We start from the raw sequence: 15,894 nt of genomic DNA on the forward strand, positions 1-15,894 counted from the left end.
CGGGGTTTGCACGGGAGCCCCCCCGTAGAATCTGCTGCTTCGCCTGAATTTGGCCCCCCATGACGCTCGCGCTGCCCATCCTCGATCGACCGATACGCTTCGCCCTGGTGGGCTGCGGCCGCATCGCCAAGAACCATATCGAGGCGCTCGCCAAGCATGCCGGCCGCGCCGAACTGGTGGCGGTTTGCGATCATCAACCGTCCGCCTTGCAAGCCGCGGTGGCCGCCACCGGCGCAGCAGGCTTTGCCTCGTTGGAGGCCTTGCTGGCAGCAAGCGATGCCGACGTGGTGGTGCTCGCCACGCCCAGCGGCCTGCATTCGCAGCAGGCCATGGCCGTGGCCCGCAGCGGCCGCCATGTGCTGAGCGAGAAGCCCATGGCCACCAAGTTCGAGGAAGGCATGGCGATGGTGCGCGCCTGCCGCGATGCCGGCGTCAAGCTCTTCGTGGTGAAGCAGAACCGCCTCAACAGCACCGTGCAGCTGGTCAAGCGCGCCATCGATCAGGGCCGCTTCGGCCGCATCTATATGAGCACCGTGAACGTGTTCTGGACGCGCCCGCAAAGCTATTACGATGCCGCCCCCTGGCGCGGCCGCTGGGATCTGGACGGCGGCGCCTTCATGAACCAGGCCAGCCATTACGTCGACCTGCTGGACTGGCTGGTCGGCCCGGTGGACAGCGTGCATGCCTACACCGCCACGCTGGCGCGCGACATCGAGGCCGAGGACACCGGCGTGCTGAGCGCGCGCCTGCGCCATGGCGGCCTGGCGTCCATCAACGTCACCATGCTCACCTACCCGCAGAACCTGGAAGGCTCGATCACCATCCTGGGCGAGAAGGGCACGGTCAAGATCGGCGGCACCGCGGTCAACAAGATCGAGCATTGGCAGTTCGCCGAGCCGCATGCGGACGACGAAGCGGTGCGCAATGCGAGTTATGAGACCGGCAGCGTCTATGGCCATGGCCATCCGCTTTACTACGACAACGTTATCCAGACCCTGCGCGGCGAGGCCAGCGCCGAGGTCGATGGCTACGAGGGCCTGCGCTCGCTGGAGATCCTGATCGCGGCCTACCGCAGCGCGCGCGACGGCCAGCGCGTCGGTCTGCCGCTCGTCTTCTGAATCGCGCCATGAGCTACTGGAAACACGACAGCGCCATCGTCGATGAGGGTGCGCAGCTCGGCGAGGGCACCAAGGTCTGGCACTTCGCCCATGTGAGCCCGGGCGCGCGCATCGGCGCGGGCTGCTCGCTGGGGCAGGGCGTCTACGTGGGCAACGATGTGGCCATTGGCAACAACGTGCGCATCCAGAACAACGTCTCGGTCTACGACGCGGTGACGCTGGAGGACGATGTGTTCTGCGGCCCTTCGATGGTGTTCACCAATGTCTACAACCCGCGCGCCGCGGTGGCCCGCAAGGCCGAGTACCGCCGCACCCTGGTGAAGCGTGGCGCCACCCTGGGCGCCAACTGCACCATCGTCTGCGGCAGCACCATCGGCAGCCATGCCTTCATCGGCGCCGGTGCGGTGGTGCAAAAGGATGTGGCCGATTTCGCGCTGATGGTGGGCGTGCCGGCGCGCCGCATCGGCTGGATGAGTCGCTACGGCGAGCGCCTGGTCTTCGACGCCCAGGGCCGCGCGCAATGCCCGCACACCGGCGATGTCTACGAACTCCAGGACGACGAGCGCTGCTGCGTGCTCGTGACACAAGGAAACCTCGCGTGAGCCTGCTGCCCTTCATCGACCTCAAGGCGCAATACGCCGCCCTCAAGACCAGCATCGATGCGCGCATCCAGCGCGTGCTGGACCATGGCCAGTACATCATGGGCCCCGAGGTCAAGGAGCTGGAGGAGAAGCTCGCCGCCCATGTGGGCGTGAAGCACTGCATCAGCGTGGCCAGTGGCACCGAGGCCTTGCTGATCGCGCTGATGGCGCTGGACCTGCAGCCCGGCGACGAGGTCATCACCACACCCTTCACCTTTGCGGCCACCGCCGAGACCATCGTGCTGCTGGGCGGCGTGCCGGTGTTCGTGGACATCGAGCCCGACACCTGCAATATCGACCCCAAGCTGATCGAAGCGGCCATCACGCCGCGCACCCGCGCCATCATGCCGGTGAGCCTGTACGGCCAGGTCTGCGATATGGACGAGATCAACGCCATCGCCGCCCGGCATGGCGGGCTGCCGGTGATCGAGGACGCCGCGCAGAGCTTTGGCGCCAGCTACCGTGGCCGCAAGAGCTGCGGCCTCTCCACCTGGGGCGCCACCAGCTTCTTCCCCAGCAAGCCGCTGGGCTGCTATGGCGATGGCGGCGCGCTCTTCACCGACGACGACGCGCTGGCGCAGGCCGCGCGCGAGATCCGCGTGCATGGCCAGAGCCAGCGCTACACCCACACCCGGCTGGGCGTGGGCGGCCGCATGGACACCATTCAATGCGCGGTGGTGCTGGCCAAGCTGGAGCGCTTCGACTGGGAGATCGCGCGGCGTCTGGCGATCGGCGAGCGCTACCAGGAGCTGCTGGCCGGCCTGCCCGAGGCACTGGGCGTTCAGCGCCTGGCCGTGCGCGGCAACCGCGATTGCGTCTGGGCCCAGTTCACGCTGCAGATCGAGGCGCGCGAGGCGGTCTTCAAATCGCTCAACGGCGCCGGCATCCCCACCGCCATCCACTATCCGCGCCCCCTGCATCAACAGCCGGCCTATGAGCGCTTCGGCCGGGGCCAGGTCTTGCCGCATGCCGAGGCGGCGGCGCGGCGCGTCATGAGCCTGCCGATGAGCGCCGACCTCAGCGAGGCGCAGCAGGACGTGGTGGTGGCGGCGCTGCGCCAGGCCTTGCAGCAACACGTGGCCAGGGTGTGAGCCGGTGAGGCATGGGCTGTTCAGGGCCACCCTGACCCTGCTGGCCGGCGGGGCCTTGGCCCAGCTGTTGCCGCTGCTGCTGGGGCCCTGGATCACGCGCCTGTTCTCGCCCAATGAATTTGGCCATTTCAGCCTGGTCTGGTCGGTCGCCACCAATCTGGCGGTGGTGGGCTGCGCGCGCTACGAGTTTGCCCTGCCGCTTGAAAAGGACGAGTCCGACGCGGCCCTGCTGATGGGGCTGTGCCTGCGCCTGCTGCTGGTGGTGACGGCGGTGGCCGTGGTGGTGGGTGGCCTGCTGGCCTGGCGCCAGCAGCTTGAGCTGGCCTGGTGGTTGCCGCTGGCGGTGCTGGCCGGCGCGGCCACGCAATGGCTCACGCTCTGGGCCAGCCGGGCGCAGCGCTTCCAGCTGCTGGCGGTGGCACGCGTGCTGCAATATGGCGGCGGCGCGCTGGCCCAGGTGGCGCTGGGCCTGCTGCAGCTGGGGGCCTGGGGCCTGCTGATGGGGCCGGTGCTGGCGGGCCTGGCCACGGCCGTGCTGCTGGCGCGGCCCGCCCCCGTGGGTGGCTGGCGTGGCCTGCTGCGCCAGCCCCGCGAGGGCCTGCAGCGCCTGGCTCGCCGCCACCGCGATTTCCCCCTGCTCAACACCCCGCATGCCTTCGCCACCGCCCTGCAGGACAGCCTGGCCATGTTGCTGATCGCCGCCTGGGCGGGCGACGCCGCCGCCGGCTACTGGGCGCTGGCCTTGCGCTATCTGAAGGCGCCCGCCGGCCTGGTGGGCGGGGCACTGTCGCAGACCCTGTATCCGCGCCTGGTGGCGGCCGCCAGTGCCGCCGAGGCCCTGGCCCTGGTGCGCAAGTCCATGGCCCTGCTGGTGGCCCTGGCCCTTCCTTTGATGGCGGTGCTGATGCTGTGGGGCCCCTGGCTGTTCGCGCGCGTGTTCGGCGAGCGCTGGCATGATGCCGGTGAACTGGCGCGCGCGCTGGCACCCTACATCGCCCTGCACTTCGTGGCCTCGCCGCTGTCGGTGGCCACCATGGCCTGGGGCGCGCAGGCCTGGGCGCTGCGCCTGGCCCTCGTGGGGCAGGCGGCCTTTGTGCTGGGGCTGGTGCTGGGCCTGCGCTGGAGCGGCCTGATCGGCGCGGCCTGGGGCGTGTCGGCCGCGATGCTGCTGTACTTCGGCTATTTCTTCTGGGCCCTGGCCAACTGGAAAGGCTTTGCTGAGCATGAGCGCCTGGCTTAGAAGCGTCTTCAACCGCTGCCGCCGCGCGCTGTGGCGGGCGCTGTTCTTCCGCATCGTGTTCGGCGAGCGCTCGGCCCAGGGCCAGGTCTTGCCGCACACGCGCATCGCGCCCAGCACCTGCATCGAGGGCGAGCGCCAGCTGCAGCTGGCCGATCATGTCTTCATCGGCCAGTTCAATTTTCTCGACGCCCATGGCGGGCTGACGATAGGCGAGGGCGTGCAGATCACCAACTTCGTCAGCATCGTCACGCACAGCTCGCACCGCAGCCTGCGCCTGCTGGGGCGCGGCTATGCGGCGCAGCAGGGGCCGGCGCCCGGCTATGTGAAGGGGCCCGTGGAGATCGGCCCCTACTGCTTCATCGGCCCGCACAGCCTGATCGAGGCGAACACCCGCATCGGCCGCGGCGTGGTGGTGTGCGCCTACGCGCAGGTGCGCGGCGAGGTGCCGGACTTCGCCATCGTGGCCGGCCAGCCCGCCCGGGTGATCGGCGACGTGCGCCATGGCGATGCCAAGCTGCTGGCCCAATACCCCTGGCTGGCCGCGCATTACCAGGCCTGGGCCAAAGAACTGCCCGAGGCCGCCAGGCCATGAGGCTGGTGCTGATCGGCGATGGCGAGAGCCCGCATCTGCTCAAGTGGGCGCGCGCGCTGGCGCCCGAGCTGGAGCTCTGGGCCGCGTCGTCGCGCGGCTTCTCCGCGGCCTTCGAGGCCCTGATCCCGGCCGAGCGCCGCTACGCCATGCTGACCGACCCCGCGCATGGCGGCGGCAATTTTGCGGTGCTGAAGAGGCTGCCGGCGCTGGCGCAATGGCTCAGGCGCGTGGATGCCGATTGGCTGCACGCCCATTACCTGACCTCGCATGGCACGCTGGCCTGGCTGGCCAGGCGCGGCTGGGGCTTGCGCGCGCACATTGCCGGCTCGGCCTGGGGCAGCGACATCCTGGTCACGCCCGAGCAGGGCTGGCCCTACCGCTGGCTGATGCGGCGCGTGCTGCAGGCCTGCGACATCACCACCTCCGACTCCGCACACATGGCCGCGCGCATGCGTGAACTGGGCGCCGCCGAGGTCATGACCTTTCCCTTCGGCCTGGAGGAACTGCCCAAGCAGGGCGCGCGCAAGCAGCCCTGGCTGTTCTTCGCGAATCGTGGGCTGGAGCCAATCTACCGGCCCGAGCGCGTGATCTCGGCCTTCGCCGCGGTGGCGGCGCAGCGGCCCGAGGCGCGCCTGGTGGTGGCCAACGATGGCTCTTTGCGTACCGCCCTGCAGGCTCAGGTGGCCGCGCTGGGCCTGGCCGAACGGGTCGAGTTCGTCGGCCGCCTTGACGCCAAGACTCAGGCCGGCCATTACGCCCGCGCGCGCTGGTATCTGAGCCTGCCGCAGAGCGATTCGGTGTCGGTCTCGGTGCTGGAGGCGATGGCGCATGAATGCTTACCTATCCTCTCCGACCTGCCAGCCAATCATGAGTTGCTGAAGCCGGATGGCGGCCTGATCCTGCGTGATGACGAAGATCTGGCCGGCTTGCCGCTTCGTCTGCAAGAGCTGAGCGCCAGCGCCGAGCGCGCCGGTGCCGCCAATCGCGCCTGGGTCGCCAGGCATGGCCTGTTCGCCCCGGCGGTGCAGCGTTTTCTGGCGCGCCTGCGCCAATTCCCCACGACATGAAGATCCTGCTCATCAACCATTACGCCGGCTCGCCCCAGCATGGCATGGAATACCGGCCCTATTACCTGGCGCGTGAGTGGGTGCGCGCGGGGCACCAGGTGCTGATACTGGCGGCCTCGCACTCGCATGTGCGCAGCAGCCAGCCGCAGCCCGGCGGCCAGACGATCGATGGCATTGCCTACTGCTGGTACGACACGCCGGCCTACGAGGGCAATGGCCTGGGCCGGGTGCGCAATATCTGGGCCTTCTGCCGCCAGGTCTGGAACGATGCCGAGATGCTGGCGCGCGAGTTCGCACCCGATGCGGTGATCGCCTCCAGCACCTATCCGATGGACATCTGGGTGGCGCGCCGCGTCGCCCGCATGGCCCGCGCCAAGCTGGTCTACGAGGTGCACGACCTCTGGCCGCTCTCGCCCATCGAGCTTTCGGGCATGTCGCCACGCCACCCCTTTGCGCTGCTGTGCCAGAAGGCCGAGAACGAGGCCTACCGCGATGCCGATGTGGTGGTCTCGATGTTGCCCAAGGTGCAGGATCACATGGCCGCGCATGGGCTGGATCTGCGCAAGCTCCACATCGTGCCCAATGGCATTGCGCTGGACGAATGGCAGGCTGACGAGGACAGGCAGGGCGTGCCGCTGAATGCCGAGCTGGCAGCACACCTTGAAGCCCAGAAGGCTGCCGGCCGCCTGGTGCTGGGCTATGCCGGCTCGCACGGCCTGCCGAATGCGCTGGACACGTTGCTGGATGCAGCCCGGCTCCTGAAGCACGACGCCATCAGCATCGTGCTGGTCGGTGGTGGCCACGAGAAGGCGCGCCTTGAAGCGCGTGTGCGCGCCGAGGGGCTGAGCCATGTAGCGATGTTCGCGCCCATTCCCAAGCGCCAGATCCCGGCCCTGCTGGCCGCCTTCGACATCGCCTACATCGGCTGGCAGCGCACCCCCATCTACCGCTTCGGCATCGCGCCCAACAAGCTGATGGACTACATGATGGCCGAGCGGCCGGTGCTGCATTCGGTGGAGGCGGGCAACGACCCGGTGGCCGAGGCCGGCGCCGGCCTGACCGTGCCGCCCGAGGATGCTAGCGCGGTGGCCGAGGGCGTGCGCCGTCTGGCGGCGCTGCCGGCCGCGGAGCGCGCCGCGATGGGCGCGCGCGGCCGCGCCTTTGTGCTGGCCCAGCACACCTATCCGGTGCTGGCGGCGCGCTTCATCCAGGCCCTGCAATGAGCGAAAAGGAGCGCAAGCAGGAGCTGGACGCGATCGCGGCGCGCTACGCCAGGCGTGCGCCCTCGGACCGCTACAGCCTGCTGCGCCCCGAGGTCTGGCAGATGCTGCAGGAGCGCCAGCGCGCGCTGTGGCGCCAGCTGGCCGCGCGGCCCGGCGCGCCACAGGACTGGTGCCTCACCGAGGTGGGCTGCGGCGCGGGCGGCAATCTGCTGGAGATGCTGCGCCTGGGGCTGGCGCCCGAGCACCTGAGCGGCATCGAGCTGCTGCCGGAGCGCTACCAGGCCGCGCGCCAGGTCTTGCCCGCCGCCGTGCACCTGCACCTGGGCGATGCCTCGCAAGCGCCGCTGCAGGACGCCAGCCAGGATCTGGTGCTGCAATCCACCGTGTTCTCCTCCATCCTCAGCGATGCCGTGCAGCGGCAGCTGGCCGAGGCCATGTGGCGCTGGCTGAAACCGGGCGGGGCGGTGCTCTGGTACGACTTCATCGTCGACAATCCGCGCAACCCGGATGTGCGCGGCGTGCCGCTGCGGCGCCTGCGCGCGCTGTTCCCCGCGGGGCGGCTGCGGGTGCAGCGCGTCACGCTGGCACCGCCGCTGGCGCGCGCCGTCTGCCGCCTGCATCCCGCCGCCTATACGCTGTTCAATGTCATTCCCTGGCTGCGCACCCATGTGCTGGCCGTGATAGAAAAGTAAGCCCTGCCATGAGCGATCTGCCCTTCCTTCCGTTTGCCTTGCCCGAAATCGGCGAGGATGAAATCGCCGAGGTGGTGGACACCCTGCGCTCCGGCTGGGTCACCACCGGGCCCAAGGCCAGGCGCTTCGAGCAGGCTTTTGCCGAGTACCTGGGCAAAAACGGGGACGATGGGCAGACCGAGTGCATCGCCGTCAACTCCGCCACCGCCGGCCTGCATCTGGCGCTGGAGGCGCTGGGCATCGGCCCGGGCGACGAGGTCATCACCACCACCCATACCTTCACCGCCACCGCCGAGGTGGTGCGCTACCTGGGCGCCGACGTGGTGCTGGTGGACATCGACCCGCTCACGCTCAACATCGACCCCAAGCTGGTGGAGGCCGCGATCACGCCGCGCACGCGCGCCATCGTGCCGGTGCATTACGCCGGCCTGGCGGTGGACATGCTGGCCATCCTCGACATGGCCCGAAAGCATGGCCTGCGCGTGGTGGAGGACGCGGCGCACGCCCTGCCCACCACGCTGGAGCGCGAGCTGATCGGCACCATGGGCAGCGATGCCACGGTGTTCAGCTTCTACGCCAACAAGACCATGACCACCGGCGAGGGCGGCATGCTGGTGACGCGCAACGCCGAGCTGGCCAAGCGCGCCAAGGTAATGCGCCTGCATGGCATGAACCGCGATGCCTTCGACCGCTTCACCGCCAAGGTGCCCAGCTGGTACTACGAGATCGTCGCGCCCGGCTTCAAGTACAACCTCACCGATATCGCCGCCGCCCTGGGCCTGCATCAGCTCAAGCGCATCGATGCCTTCCAGGCGCGCCGCGAGCAGATCGCCCAGGCCTACTTTGATGCCTTTGCCGACCTGCCGCTGATCCTGCCGCCGCAGCCGCCCGAGGGCGACAAGCATTCCTGGCACCTCTATGTGCTGCGCCTGGCCGACGAGCTGGAGATGGAGCGCGACGTCTTCATCGAGCGCATGTTCGCCAAGGGCATCGGCTGCAGCGTGCACTACATCCCGCTGCACCTGCACCCCTACTGGCGCGACCGCTACGACCTGCGCCCCGAGCAGTTCCCGCATTCGCAAAAGGCCTACGAGCGCATGCTGAGCATCCCGCTCTACACCGCGATGAGCGATGCCGATGTGCAGCGGGTCATAGATGCGGTACGAGAAATTGCCCTCGGTTGATGGCCAAGCGAGTTTTTGACTTTCTGTGCGCCGCGCTGGGCCTGGCGCTGCTGGCGCCGCTGCTGCTGCTGCTGGCGCTGTGGGTGAAGCTGGACACGCCCGGCCCGGTGTTCTATCGCCAGGAGCGGGTGGGGCGGCATGGCAAGCCCTTTCTGATCCACAAGTTCCGCAGCATGCACGTGAGTCGTAGCAGCGACGCACCGGGCCTGCAGATCACCGTGGGGGCCGACCCGCGCATTACGCGCAGCGGCCGCTTCCTGCGCGCCAGCAAGCTCGACGAACTGCCCCAGCTCTGGGACGTGCTGCGCGGCGCGATGAGTCTGGTGGGCCCGCGGCCCGAGGTGCCGCGCTATGTGGCGCTGTACCCGGAGGCGCAGCGCCGCATCGTGCTCTCGGTGCGCCCCGGCATCACCGACCCGGCCTCGCTGCAGTTCCGCCACGAGAGCGAGCTGCTGGCCCGCGCCGCTGACCCGGAGCGCGAGTATGTGGAGGTGCTGATGCCGCAGAAGCTCGAGCTGGCTTGTCAGTACGTGATGCAGCGCTCGCTGGGCCTGGACTTGCGCATTATTTGGCGCACCCTGCGTGCACTCAGCCGTTGAGAAGGCGTCGAGCGGCTGAGGCTGCGTTGGCCTCAGCGCATGACAGCGGCCAAATGCCTGGCATGCGCGTGATCAGCGCTGATTTCGCAGCGGCCGCCCTTGCAGACCGGCTTGGCTTTCAGGGCACGCACCATCACATTGCCGCTGCTGAGGAAACCGGGTTCACGGCATTCTGATGCGGTGGTCACGAAGCCGCAGTGTTGCCAGAAGCGGATGGCGGTCGTGTTGCTGGTGAGTACGCCCAACTGCATATGCGTCACGCCCTTCCAGGTACGGAGCTTGTGAGCCAGATGTTCGACGGCCTGGCAGCCGATATGCCGGCGTCGCTGTTGCGGCCTGAGCAACAGCAGCCCGATGTGCGCGATGTCTGGGGCAGGGTAGCCGCGTGCCACCTGCAGCAGGCCGACCGAAGTCTTGTGGTCGACGACGGCAAACAGGAAGCGGTCATCGTCAGCACACTCCGCCGGGAAGCAGGAAAACAGCGATGCACCATCAGCGGCGCCGGGGAACTGCCCATAGGTCTGCAGCCGATAGTCCGCAGCTTCGAGCACGATGCTTTCAGCGAGGGCAAGGTCTTCTTCGTTGCTACGGATCAGGTGTCTAAGGTTCATGACTTCACCCCGCAGACATGCTGGTTGGCTTGCGCCGGCATAACAGGCCGAACGTCTTCCCCGCGCATTCTTGATCCAACTAGCGCGGCGGGTACAGTCTTTTTGTAATCAGAAGCAGCTGGGGCAGCCGGCTGGCTGGCTAGCGGGTGTAGCGCCGCACGATCTCGTCGATGCTGCCAGCCTTGCGCAGCTGCTCCAGCGCGGCGCTCAGCTTGTCGGCCAGGGCCGGATCCGATTTGGGGTTGAGCGCAAAGTAGTAGGCGCCCTCGTCGCTGAGCTTGGCGAGTCGGGTCAGCTCGAGGCCGCCGGCATTGCGCTGGCTCCAGGCCATGCCGATCTCGGTGTCCACCATGGCATCGACCCAGCCGCCTTGCAGCAGCTTCAGCACCGCGGCATTGGAGCTGTCGCTCAAGATGGCGGTGGCGGGCACGCCGGCGGCGGCCAGGTCTTGCGCCGCCGCCTCGCCGCGCACCACGCCATAGCGGTAGGCCTTGAGATCGCGGCTGTCGCCATGCTGCTTCAATGCGTCGGCGCGCACGAATACCCAGGTGCTGCGCGGCAGCAGCGGGCCTATCCAGATGAACTGCTGCTCACGCTCGGGCTTGCGCGCGGTGGTGTAGACCAGCGTGTTGGGCTTGCTCTGCGCCCAGGCATAGGCGCGCGCCCAGGGCACGCTCTCGATCTTGCAATGCAGGCCGGCCTCGTGGCAGGCGGCGCGCAGTGCCTCGGTGGCAATGCCCTTGAGTTCGCCATTGCGCTCGCTGTAGTTGTAGGGCGGCCATTCCTCCGTGTAGGCATGCAAATCGGGCAGCGGCTGGGCATGCAGGCCCTTAGCGAGCAGCAGGGCGGCCAGCTGCAGGGCGGCTGGCCACAGTAAACGGAGCGAACGATGGCAGAGGGCGGTCGGCACGTTGGAAGAAAGCTGATGGCAGCGGGCACAATTGCAGGCTGGCACTATCGGGCCGGCCCGAGGCATGCGGATGACACCTGCGCGACACGGTAGCACCCGCTTGTGCGCCTTCCCGGGCCGGATTTACCCTGAAGATCAACATCAACGCTTTCTTACCGATCGACCGACACCCGTGCTGTGGCAATCGCTTGACACCTTTCTGACGGGTTTGCGCCGGCACCGCGAACCCGTTTCCCTGTTGCTCGACGCACTGGTGGTGGTGCTGGCCTGGCAGGCCACCTATCTGTTCCGCCTGGGTTTCGAGCGCTGGATGTCGGCGCGCCCGAGCTACGACGCGGCCGTCATTGCCGGCCTGACCCTGCTCTATGTGCTGGTGCTGTGGGGCCTCAAGGTGCCCAAGGGCATGTGGCGCTTCAGCGGTTTCGGCGAGGCCAAGCGCCTCGCGGCGGCCTGCCTGATCGCCGGGGCACTGGGCGCCAGCATCGTGCTGATGGCCGAGCTCAAGGCCGTGCCGCGCGCGGTGCTGGCCCTGCACCCGATGTTCAGCCTGATCGGCCTGGCGATGATGCGCCTGGGCTACCGCATGCTCTACGAGCATATGCGCGGCCGCCTCAGTGGCAGCGCCAAGGAAACTCACCGCGCGCTGGTGCTGGGCGCCGGCGATGCCGCGCGTCTGCTGCTGGCCGGCATCCAGCACCAAGGCTGGGTGGTGGTGGGCCTGCTGGACGACGACCCCGCCAAGCGCGGGCTGCGCGTGGGCGGCGTGCCGGTGCTGGGCACGCTGGACGATGCCCTGCAGCTTTCCGAGCTGCACGGCATCACCGACCTGATCGTGGCCATGCCCTCGGCCGAGACCTCGCGGCGCCGGCGCGCCCTCGACCTGGCCGGCCGCACCGGCCGCCATGTGCTGACCGTGCCCACCATCGCCGAGCTGCATTCGGGCAGCAAGCTCGACCAGCTGCGCGACATCGAACCCGAGGATCTGCTGGGGCGCGAGCCGGTGCAGCTCGACGAGGCAGGCATCAGCGAAGCCTTGAGCGGCAAAGTGGTGCTGATCACCGGCGCCGGCGGTAGCATCGGCAGCGAGCTGTGCCGCCAGGTGGCGCGCTTCGGCCCGCAGCGCCTGGTGCTCTACGAGCTGAGCGAGTACGCGCTCTATGCCATCGAGCAGGAGCTCACTGAGCGCTTCCCTCACCTGCCCCTGGTGCGGCTGGTGGGCGATGTGAAGGACGCCGCGCATCTGCGCCAGACCTTTGCCCGCTTCAAGCCGCAGATCGTCTTCCACGCCGCCGCCTACAAGCATGTGCCGCTGATGGAGGTGGACAACGCCTGGGCCGCGCTGCGCAACAACACCCTGGGCACCTGGCATACCGCCCAGGCTGCCGCCGAGGCGGGGGCCGAACGCTTTGTGCTCATCAGCACCGACAAGGCGGTGAACCCCACCAATGTGATGGGCGCCACCAAGCGTGCGGCCGAACTGGTCATCAGCCATATGGCGTCAATCGCGGCGAGCCAGGGCCATGCCACCCGCTTCATGGCGGTGCGCTTCGGCAACGTCTTGGGCTCCAGCGGCAGCGTGATTCCGAAGTTCAAGGAACAGATCGCCAGGGGCGGGCCGGTCACCGTCACCCACCCTGACATCACGCGCTACTTCATGACCATTCCCGAGGCCGCCCGCCTGGTGGTGCAGGCCGCCGCCATCGGCGAGACCGGCCAGGTCTATGTGCTGGACATGGGCGAGCCGGTGCGCATCGTCGATCTGGCCAAGGACATGATCCGGCTCTCGGGGCGCAGCCTGGATGAGGTGCGCATCGAGTTCTCGGGCCTGCGGCCGGGCGAGAAGCTGTATGAAGAGCTGCTGGCCGATCGCGACAGCGTGCTGCCCACGCCCATCGCCAGGTTGGCGGTGGCGCGGCTGCAGCAGGCGCCGCAGCAGGTGGAAGAAGGCGTGCGCGTGGATGAGTGGCTGCAGGCCTTGATCGCCAATGAGCCCTTGGCGGACGATGCCAAGTCGCGCGCGCTGTTGCGGCAGCTGGTGCCCGAGTACCAGGCGCCAGGCATCGTGTCTTGAACCGCGGCAGCGCCGGCGCTCTAGTCTAGATAAGGCAGCAATGCGGAACATGCATGCGAGCGAGCAGCTTGGCTCAGCGCCTGAGCTAGCCGCTTTCGCGATTGCTTCAGCCCAATGAATCACGCTTTCTTGATCTGCCTTGTCGCTCATGCACAACAAAGCCGCTTCTTGCCTCAAGACGAGGCTTGCGCTGCCGTTAATATGCCGTCACACAGTGTTGTGGGCCTGAACTCAGAAGCCAAAGTGTTTACCCGCAATATGCGTTGATTCGTTGACAGTGCTGTGATGGCGTGCTCTAGAATGCGCGAGCGTGCAATTAGGTACGTGTGATTCGCGAATCATTTTTGAGTCTTTTAATCCATAACCTTTGTGGAGTTCACCGAATGAAAAAATATGTGTTGAAGGCGACCGCTCTGGCGATCGGTGCGCTGGTTGGAGGCGTTGCGTTCGCCGCTGCACCTACCCACATCACGCTGTCTGATGACGTGGCTGATGCTCGCACGTACGGCACCGAGCTGGTGGCCGACGGCACCACGCTGACGGACGTCTACCTGGCGACCAGCACGAAGATGGGCTTCGGCGTGTCGAAGAATGCCGTGCGTTTCGTGCGCTTTGACATCACGAACGCCAAGTGGGCCAATGCTGTCGATGCTACGAATCTGACGGCTGAAACTGCTGCCGCAGTTGCTCTGGCTCCGCAGGTTGCCGTTGTGCAAGGTGGCGCAACGACCGACAGCTATGTGATCTTCCAGATCACGGCTGCCGACACGAACTACGACCAAGCTGACGTGTTCAAGCTTGCTCTGGACACCATCGGTGTGAAGGTGACCAGCGTTGGTACCTCTGTCGATCTGACCTATGCGCTGTACGAAACCGCTGAGAAGGCCGTGGCAAATGCTGCTGCTACCAAGCTGGCCGGTTACAACGAGACGGTTGCTAAGTTCGGCAAGGCGCTGAACCTGGCGATCACCGCTGGCGCGAACACCGCCGGCGTCGAGAAGGCGTTCAAGCAGTTCACCACCGCAACGGCTGGTACCTTCACCAAGACCATCGCGCTGGGTAAGTTGAACAACGCTGTCAACACCCGATACACGAAGACTGGCGGCGCGATTGGTCTGGGCGATCTGATCGACACGGATTCGGCTCTGGTCGTGAAGGGTGATTTCTCGGCAATGGGCTCGACCGGCAAGGTGTTCCTGGACAACGCCGACTCGTGCGGTAGCTCCACTGGTGATGCGGACTTTGCAACCGGCAACACCAGCAAGGGCACGATCGTGGTGGATGCTAATGCCGTCACGAACAAGAACGTGTGCTACACGGTTTCTGGCAGCACCGCTGTGCCTGCTCAGACCGTAACCGTGGCTTACGACATCGTGGCCAAGGGCACCGCGACGACGGCTGACGTCGGTGACACCACGCTGGGCACCATCGCTCACGACGGCACGACGCTGCAGGCTCCGTTTGCCACCATCCATCCGGACTACCTGTCGCGCGTCGTTCTGACGAGCACCTATGGTACGGACGCTGCTGTGGCGGCTTCGGTGATCACCGAAGACGGCAAGACCTGCGCCTCCGGCACTGCTGACTACAACCTGAAGGCTGGCAAGCTGCTGGTGATCAACACGAAGGACATCTGCCCGTCGATGGCTGATGGCTCGACCCGCCTGGCTGTGAAGCTGGACGTGGTTGCACCGTCGAGCACGATCTCTGGCGTGTACAACGTGATGAACTACGACCAAGTGACTGGCAAGACCAACTCGCTGATCTCGTACCCCCTGCTCCGTCCGGGCACGAACTAAGCACTTAGGTGCTTGGCTGAAAGGGGCGCCGCAAGGCGCCCCTTTTCTTTTGTCTGTCAAGAGTGCGGCGAGGATGTGAGCGCAGTCGTGCCTACAATGCGGGCCGCGGCCAGCCTCAGCCGCTGATCAAGCAATATCCTCGAGACCATGCAAGCTCCCTCTGCCTCTACTCGAACCACTTCGTCCTTGCGTCGCCACATGGCTGGCTTTACCTTGCTGGAAATGCTGGTCGTGCTCGTCATCATCGGCATGCTGGCCGGCCTGGTAGGCCCCCGTCTGTTCTCCAAGGTCGAACAATCCAAGGTCACTACGGCGGCGACCCAGGCCAAGACCCTGCGCAGCGCGGTGGAGAGCCTGCATCTGGACATCGGCCGTTACCCCACGGCCGAAGAGGGCCTGGCCTTGCTGGCCAAGGCCCCGGCCGACCAGGCCCTGGCAGCACGCTGGCGCGGCCCTTACCTCGATGGCGCAGTGCCGGATGATCCGTGGGGCCATGCTTACCAATACGCGCTACCCGGCGCAGATGGTCAGCCCTTTGCACTCTATTCGCTGGGCGCCGACGGCAAGCGCGGTGGTCAGGGCGATGCGGCCGATGTCGGTGTGCTGCCGCCTGCCGCGCAATAGCAGCAGTCGCAACGGCGGCGGTTTCACGCTGCTGGAACTGCTGGTGGTGCTGAGCATCGTGGCGATGACGGCAGGCCTGATCCTGCCTTCGACCTCACGCTGGATCGCTGCGGCGCGCGAACGTGCCTGGCAGCAGGAGTTGCGAGCCCAATTGGCCGCGTTGCCGATGCGCGCCTTTCAGTCCGGCGAGCCGCTGGAACTGGATGCTTCAGCCTTGCGCAGCTTGTTGGAAGACGACCTGCCAGCCTCGGTGCAACTCGAGTTGTCCGCACCGCTGCGCTACAGCGCGGCAGGCGTTGCCGCCGCTGCCACGGTGCGCGCAAAGGACGATGAAGGGCGAGGACGGGTCTGGACCATCGCTCCGATGACGGGGCGGGTGACGCCTTGACGGCCGCCATCGGAACCGTGCCGCGCTGCCGCCGGGCGCCTTCG

Annotated in this window: 16 protein-coding genes; 14 read left to right on the forward strand and 2 right to left on the reverse strand. The window is 67.2% G+C overall.

Translation table 11 applies throughout. From position 1 onward, the window contains the following. Positions 1 to 59: 59 nt before the first annotated feature. From PFX98_RS13515 to PFX98_RS13560, 10 genes are read left to right on the forward strand one after another with little or no spacing between them, the layout of a single operon-like run. Positions 60 to 1,118: a Gfo/Idh/MocA family protein gene (locus tag PFX98_RS13515; protein WP_285231024.1), complete on the forward strand. Its 1,059-nt coding sequence runs from the start codon at positions 60 to 62 to the stop codon at positions 1,116 to 1,118. Positions 1,119 to 1,126: 8 nt separating this feature from the next. Next, on the forward strand, positions 1,127 to 1,720 hold the full coding sequence (locus PFX98_RS13520; RefSeq protein WP_285231025.1) for an acyltransferase: 594 nt from the start codon (positions 1,127 to 1,129) through the stop codon (positions 1,718 to 1,720). Between the two features lie 5 nt (positions 1,721 to 1,725). Further along, a complete protein-coding gene (locus tag PFX98_RS13525) occupies positions 1,726 to 2,850 on the forward strand; it encodes a DegT/DnrJ/EryC1/StrS family aminotransferase (protein ID WP_285235591.1) in 1,125 nt (374 codons plus the stop codon). A 4-nt stretch (positions 2,851 to 2,854) separates the two neighbouring features. After that, positions 2,855 to 4,090: a lipopolysaccharide biosynthesis protein gene (locus PFX98_RS13530; RefSeq protein ID WP_285231026.1), complete on the forward strand. Its 1,236-nt coding sequence runs from the start codon at positions 2,855 to 2,857 to the stop codon at positions 4,088 to 4,090. Beyond that, complete coding sequence (locus PFX98_RS13535; protein ID WP_285231027.1) at positions 4,074 to 4,682, forward strand: acyltransferase; 609 nt, start codon at positions 4,074 to 4,076, stop codon at positions 4,680 to 4,682. The genes PFX98_RS13530 and PFX98_RS13535 overlap by 17 nt, the downstream gene beginning before the upstream one ends. Beyond that, positions 4,679 to 5,749, forward strand: a complete 1,071-nt coding sequence (locus PFX98_RS13540; protein ID WP_285231028.1) for a glycosyltransferase — start codon at positions 4,679 to 4,681, stop codon at positions 5,747 to 5,749. The genes PFX98_RS13535 and PFX98_RS13540 overlap by 4 nt, the downstream gene beginning before the upstream one ends. Further along, positions 5,746 to 6,972 (forward strand): glycosyltransferase family 4 protein, encoded by a 1,227-nt coding sequence (locus tag PFX98_RS13545; protein WP_285231029.1) that lies wholly within the window; start codon positions 5,746 to 5,748, stop codon positions 6,970 to 6,972. Before PFX98_RS13540 ends, PFX98_RS13545 begins: the two co-directional genes overlap by 4 nt. Continuing rightward, the gene (locus PFX98_RS13550) at positions 6,969 to 7,664 is read left to right on the forward strand and encodes a class I SAM-dependent methyltransferase (protein WP_285231030.1); all 696 of its coding nucleotides are present in this window, start codon (positions 6,969 to 6,971) and stop codon (positions 7,662 to 7,664) included. Before PFX98_RS13545 ends, PFX98_RS13550 begins: the two co-directional genes overlap by 4 nt. Positions 7,665 to 7,672: 8 nt before the next feature. Next, the gene (locus PFX98_RS13555; protein WP_285231031.1) at positions 7,673 to 8,848 is read left to right on the forward strand and encodes a DegT/DnrJ/EryC1/StrS family aminotransferase; all 1,176 of its coding nucleotides are present in this window, start codon (positions 7,673 to 7,675) and stop codon (positions 8,846 to 8,848) included. Continuing rightward, a complete protein-coding gene (locus tag PFX98_RS13560) occupies positions 8,848 to 9,447 on the forward strand; it encodes a sugar transferase (RefSeq protein ID WP_285231032.1) in 600 nt (199 codons plus the stop codon). The genes PFX98_RS13555 and PFX98_RS13560 overlap by 1 nt, the downstream gene beginning before the upstream one ends. 32 nt (positions 9,448 to 9,479) lie before the next feature. Here PFX98_RS13560 and PFX98_RS13565 read toward each other — a convergent pair whose 3' ends face one another. Together PFX98_RS13565 and PFX98_RS13570 are read right to left on the reverse strand one after the other, a co-directional pair. Beyond that, the gene (locus PFX98_RS13565; protein WP_285231033.1) at positions 9,480 to 10,058 is read right to left on the reverse strand and encodes a GNAT family N-acetyltransferase; all 579 of its coding nucleotides are present in this window, start codon (positions 10,056 to 10,058) and stop codon (positions 9,480 to 9,482) included. A 139-nt stretch (positions 10,059 to 10,197) separates the two neighbouring features. Then, positions 10,198 to 10,860, reverse strand: a complete 663-nt coding sequence (locus tag PFX98_RS13570) for a substrate-binding periplasmic protein (protein ID WP_285231034.1) — start codon at positions 10,858 to 10,860, stop codon at positions 10,198 to 10,200. A gap of 346 nt (positions 10,861 to 11,206) precedes the next feature. Between PFX98_RS13570 and PFX98_RS13575 the strand changes: the two genes are divergently transcribed. From PFX98_RS13575 to PFX98_RS13590, 4 genes are all read left to right on the forward strand, one after another. Continuing rightward, positions 11,207 to 13,039 (forward strand): polysaccharide biosynthesis protein, encoded by a 1,833-nt coding sequence (locus tag PFX98_RS13575; protein ID WP_285231035.1) that lies wholly within the window; start codon positions 11,207 to 11,209, stop codon positions 13,037 to 13,039. 383 nt (positions 13,040 to 13,422) lie between these two features. Continuing rightward, positions 13,423 to 14,838, forward strand: a complete 1,416-nt coding sequence (locus PFX98_RS13580) for a hypothetical protein (protein ID WP_285231036.1) — start codon at positions 13,423 to 13,425, stop codon at positions 14,836 to 14,838. 198 nt (positions 14,839 to 15,036) lie between these two features. Beyond that, positions 15,037 to 15,462: a type II secretion system major pseudopilin GspG gene (gene gspG, locus PFX98_RS13585; RefSeq protein ID WP_285231037.1), complete on the forward strand. Its 426-nt coding sequence runs from the start codon at positions 15,037 to 15,039 to the stop codon at positions 15,460 to 15,462. Next, positions 15,422 to 15,850, forward strand: a complete 429-nt coding sequence (locus PFX98_RS13590) for a pilus assembly FimT family protein (RefSeq protein ID WP_285231038.1) — start codon at positions 15,422 to 15,424, stop codon at positions 15,848 to 15,850. The genes gspG and PFX98_RS13590 overlap by 41 nt, the downstream gene beginning before the upstream one ends. Positions 15,851 to 15,894 lie beyond the last annotated feature (44 nt).

The organism is Paucibacter sediminis (assembly GCF_030254645.1).
GTDB classification, from domain to species: Bacteria; Pseudomonadota; Gammaproteobacteria; order Burkholderiales; family Burkholderiaceae_C; genus Paucibacter_B; species Paucibacter_B sediminis.

What these genes read in the sequence shown, in the direction of transcription:
- PFX98_RS13515 (WP_285231024.1), top strand. Translation starts at nt 60, where the DNA reads ATGACGCTCGCGCTGCCCATCCTCGATCGACCGATACGCTTCGCCCTG.
- PFX98_RS13520 (WP_285231025.1), top strand. Translation starts at nt 1,127, where the DNA reads ATGAGCTACTGGAAACACGACAGCGCCATCGTCGATGAGGGTGCGCAG.
- PFX98_RS13535 (WP_285231027.1), top strand. Translation starts at nt 4,074, where the DNA reads ATGAGCGCCTGGCTTAGAAGCGTCTTCAACCGCTGCCGCCGCGCGCTG.
- PFX98_RS13540 (WP_285231028.1), top strand. Translation starts at nt 4,679, where the DNA reads ATGAGGCTGGTGCTGATCGGCGATGGCGAGAGCCCGCATCTGCTCAAG.
- PFX98_RS13545 (WP_285231029.1), top strand. Translation starts at nt 5,746, where the DNA reads ATGAAGATCCTGCTCATCAACCATTACGCCGGCTCGCCCCAGCATGGC.
- PFX98_RS13550 (WP_285231030.1), top strand. Translation starts at nt 6,969, where the DNA reads ATGAGCGAAAAGGAGCGCAAGCAGGAGCTGGACGCGATCGCGGCGCGC.
- PFX98_RS13555 (WP_285231031.1), top strand. Translation starts at nt 7,673, where the DNA reads ATGAGCGATCTGCCCTTCCTTCCGTTTGCCTTGCCCGAAATCGGCGAG.
- PFX98_RS13560 (WP_285231032.1), top strand. Translation starts at nt 8,848, where the DNA reads ATGGCCAAGCGAGTTTTTGACTTTCTGTGCGCCGCGCTGGGCCTGGCG.
- PFX98_RS13565 (WP_285231033.1), bottom strand. Translation starts at nt 10,058, where the DNA reads ATGAACCTTAGACACCTGATCCGTAGCAACGAAGAAGACCTTGCCCTC.
- PFX98_RS13580 (WP_285231036.1), top strand. Translation starts at nt 13,423, where the DNA reads ATGAAAAAATATGTGTTGAAGGCGACCGCTCTGGCGATCGGTGCGCTG.
- gspG (WP_285231037.1), top strand. Translation starts at nt 15,037, where the DNA reads ATGGCTGGCTTTACCTTGCTGGAAATGCTGGTCGTGCTCGTCATCATC.
- PFX98_RS13590 (WP_285231038.1), top strand. Translation starts at nt 15,422, where the DNA reads ATGCGGCCGATGTCGGTGTGCTGCCGCCTGCCGCGCAATAGCAGCAGT.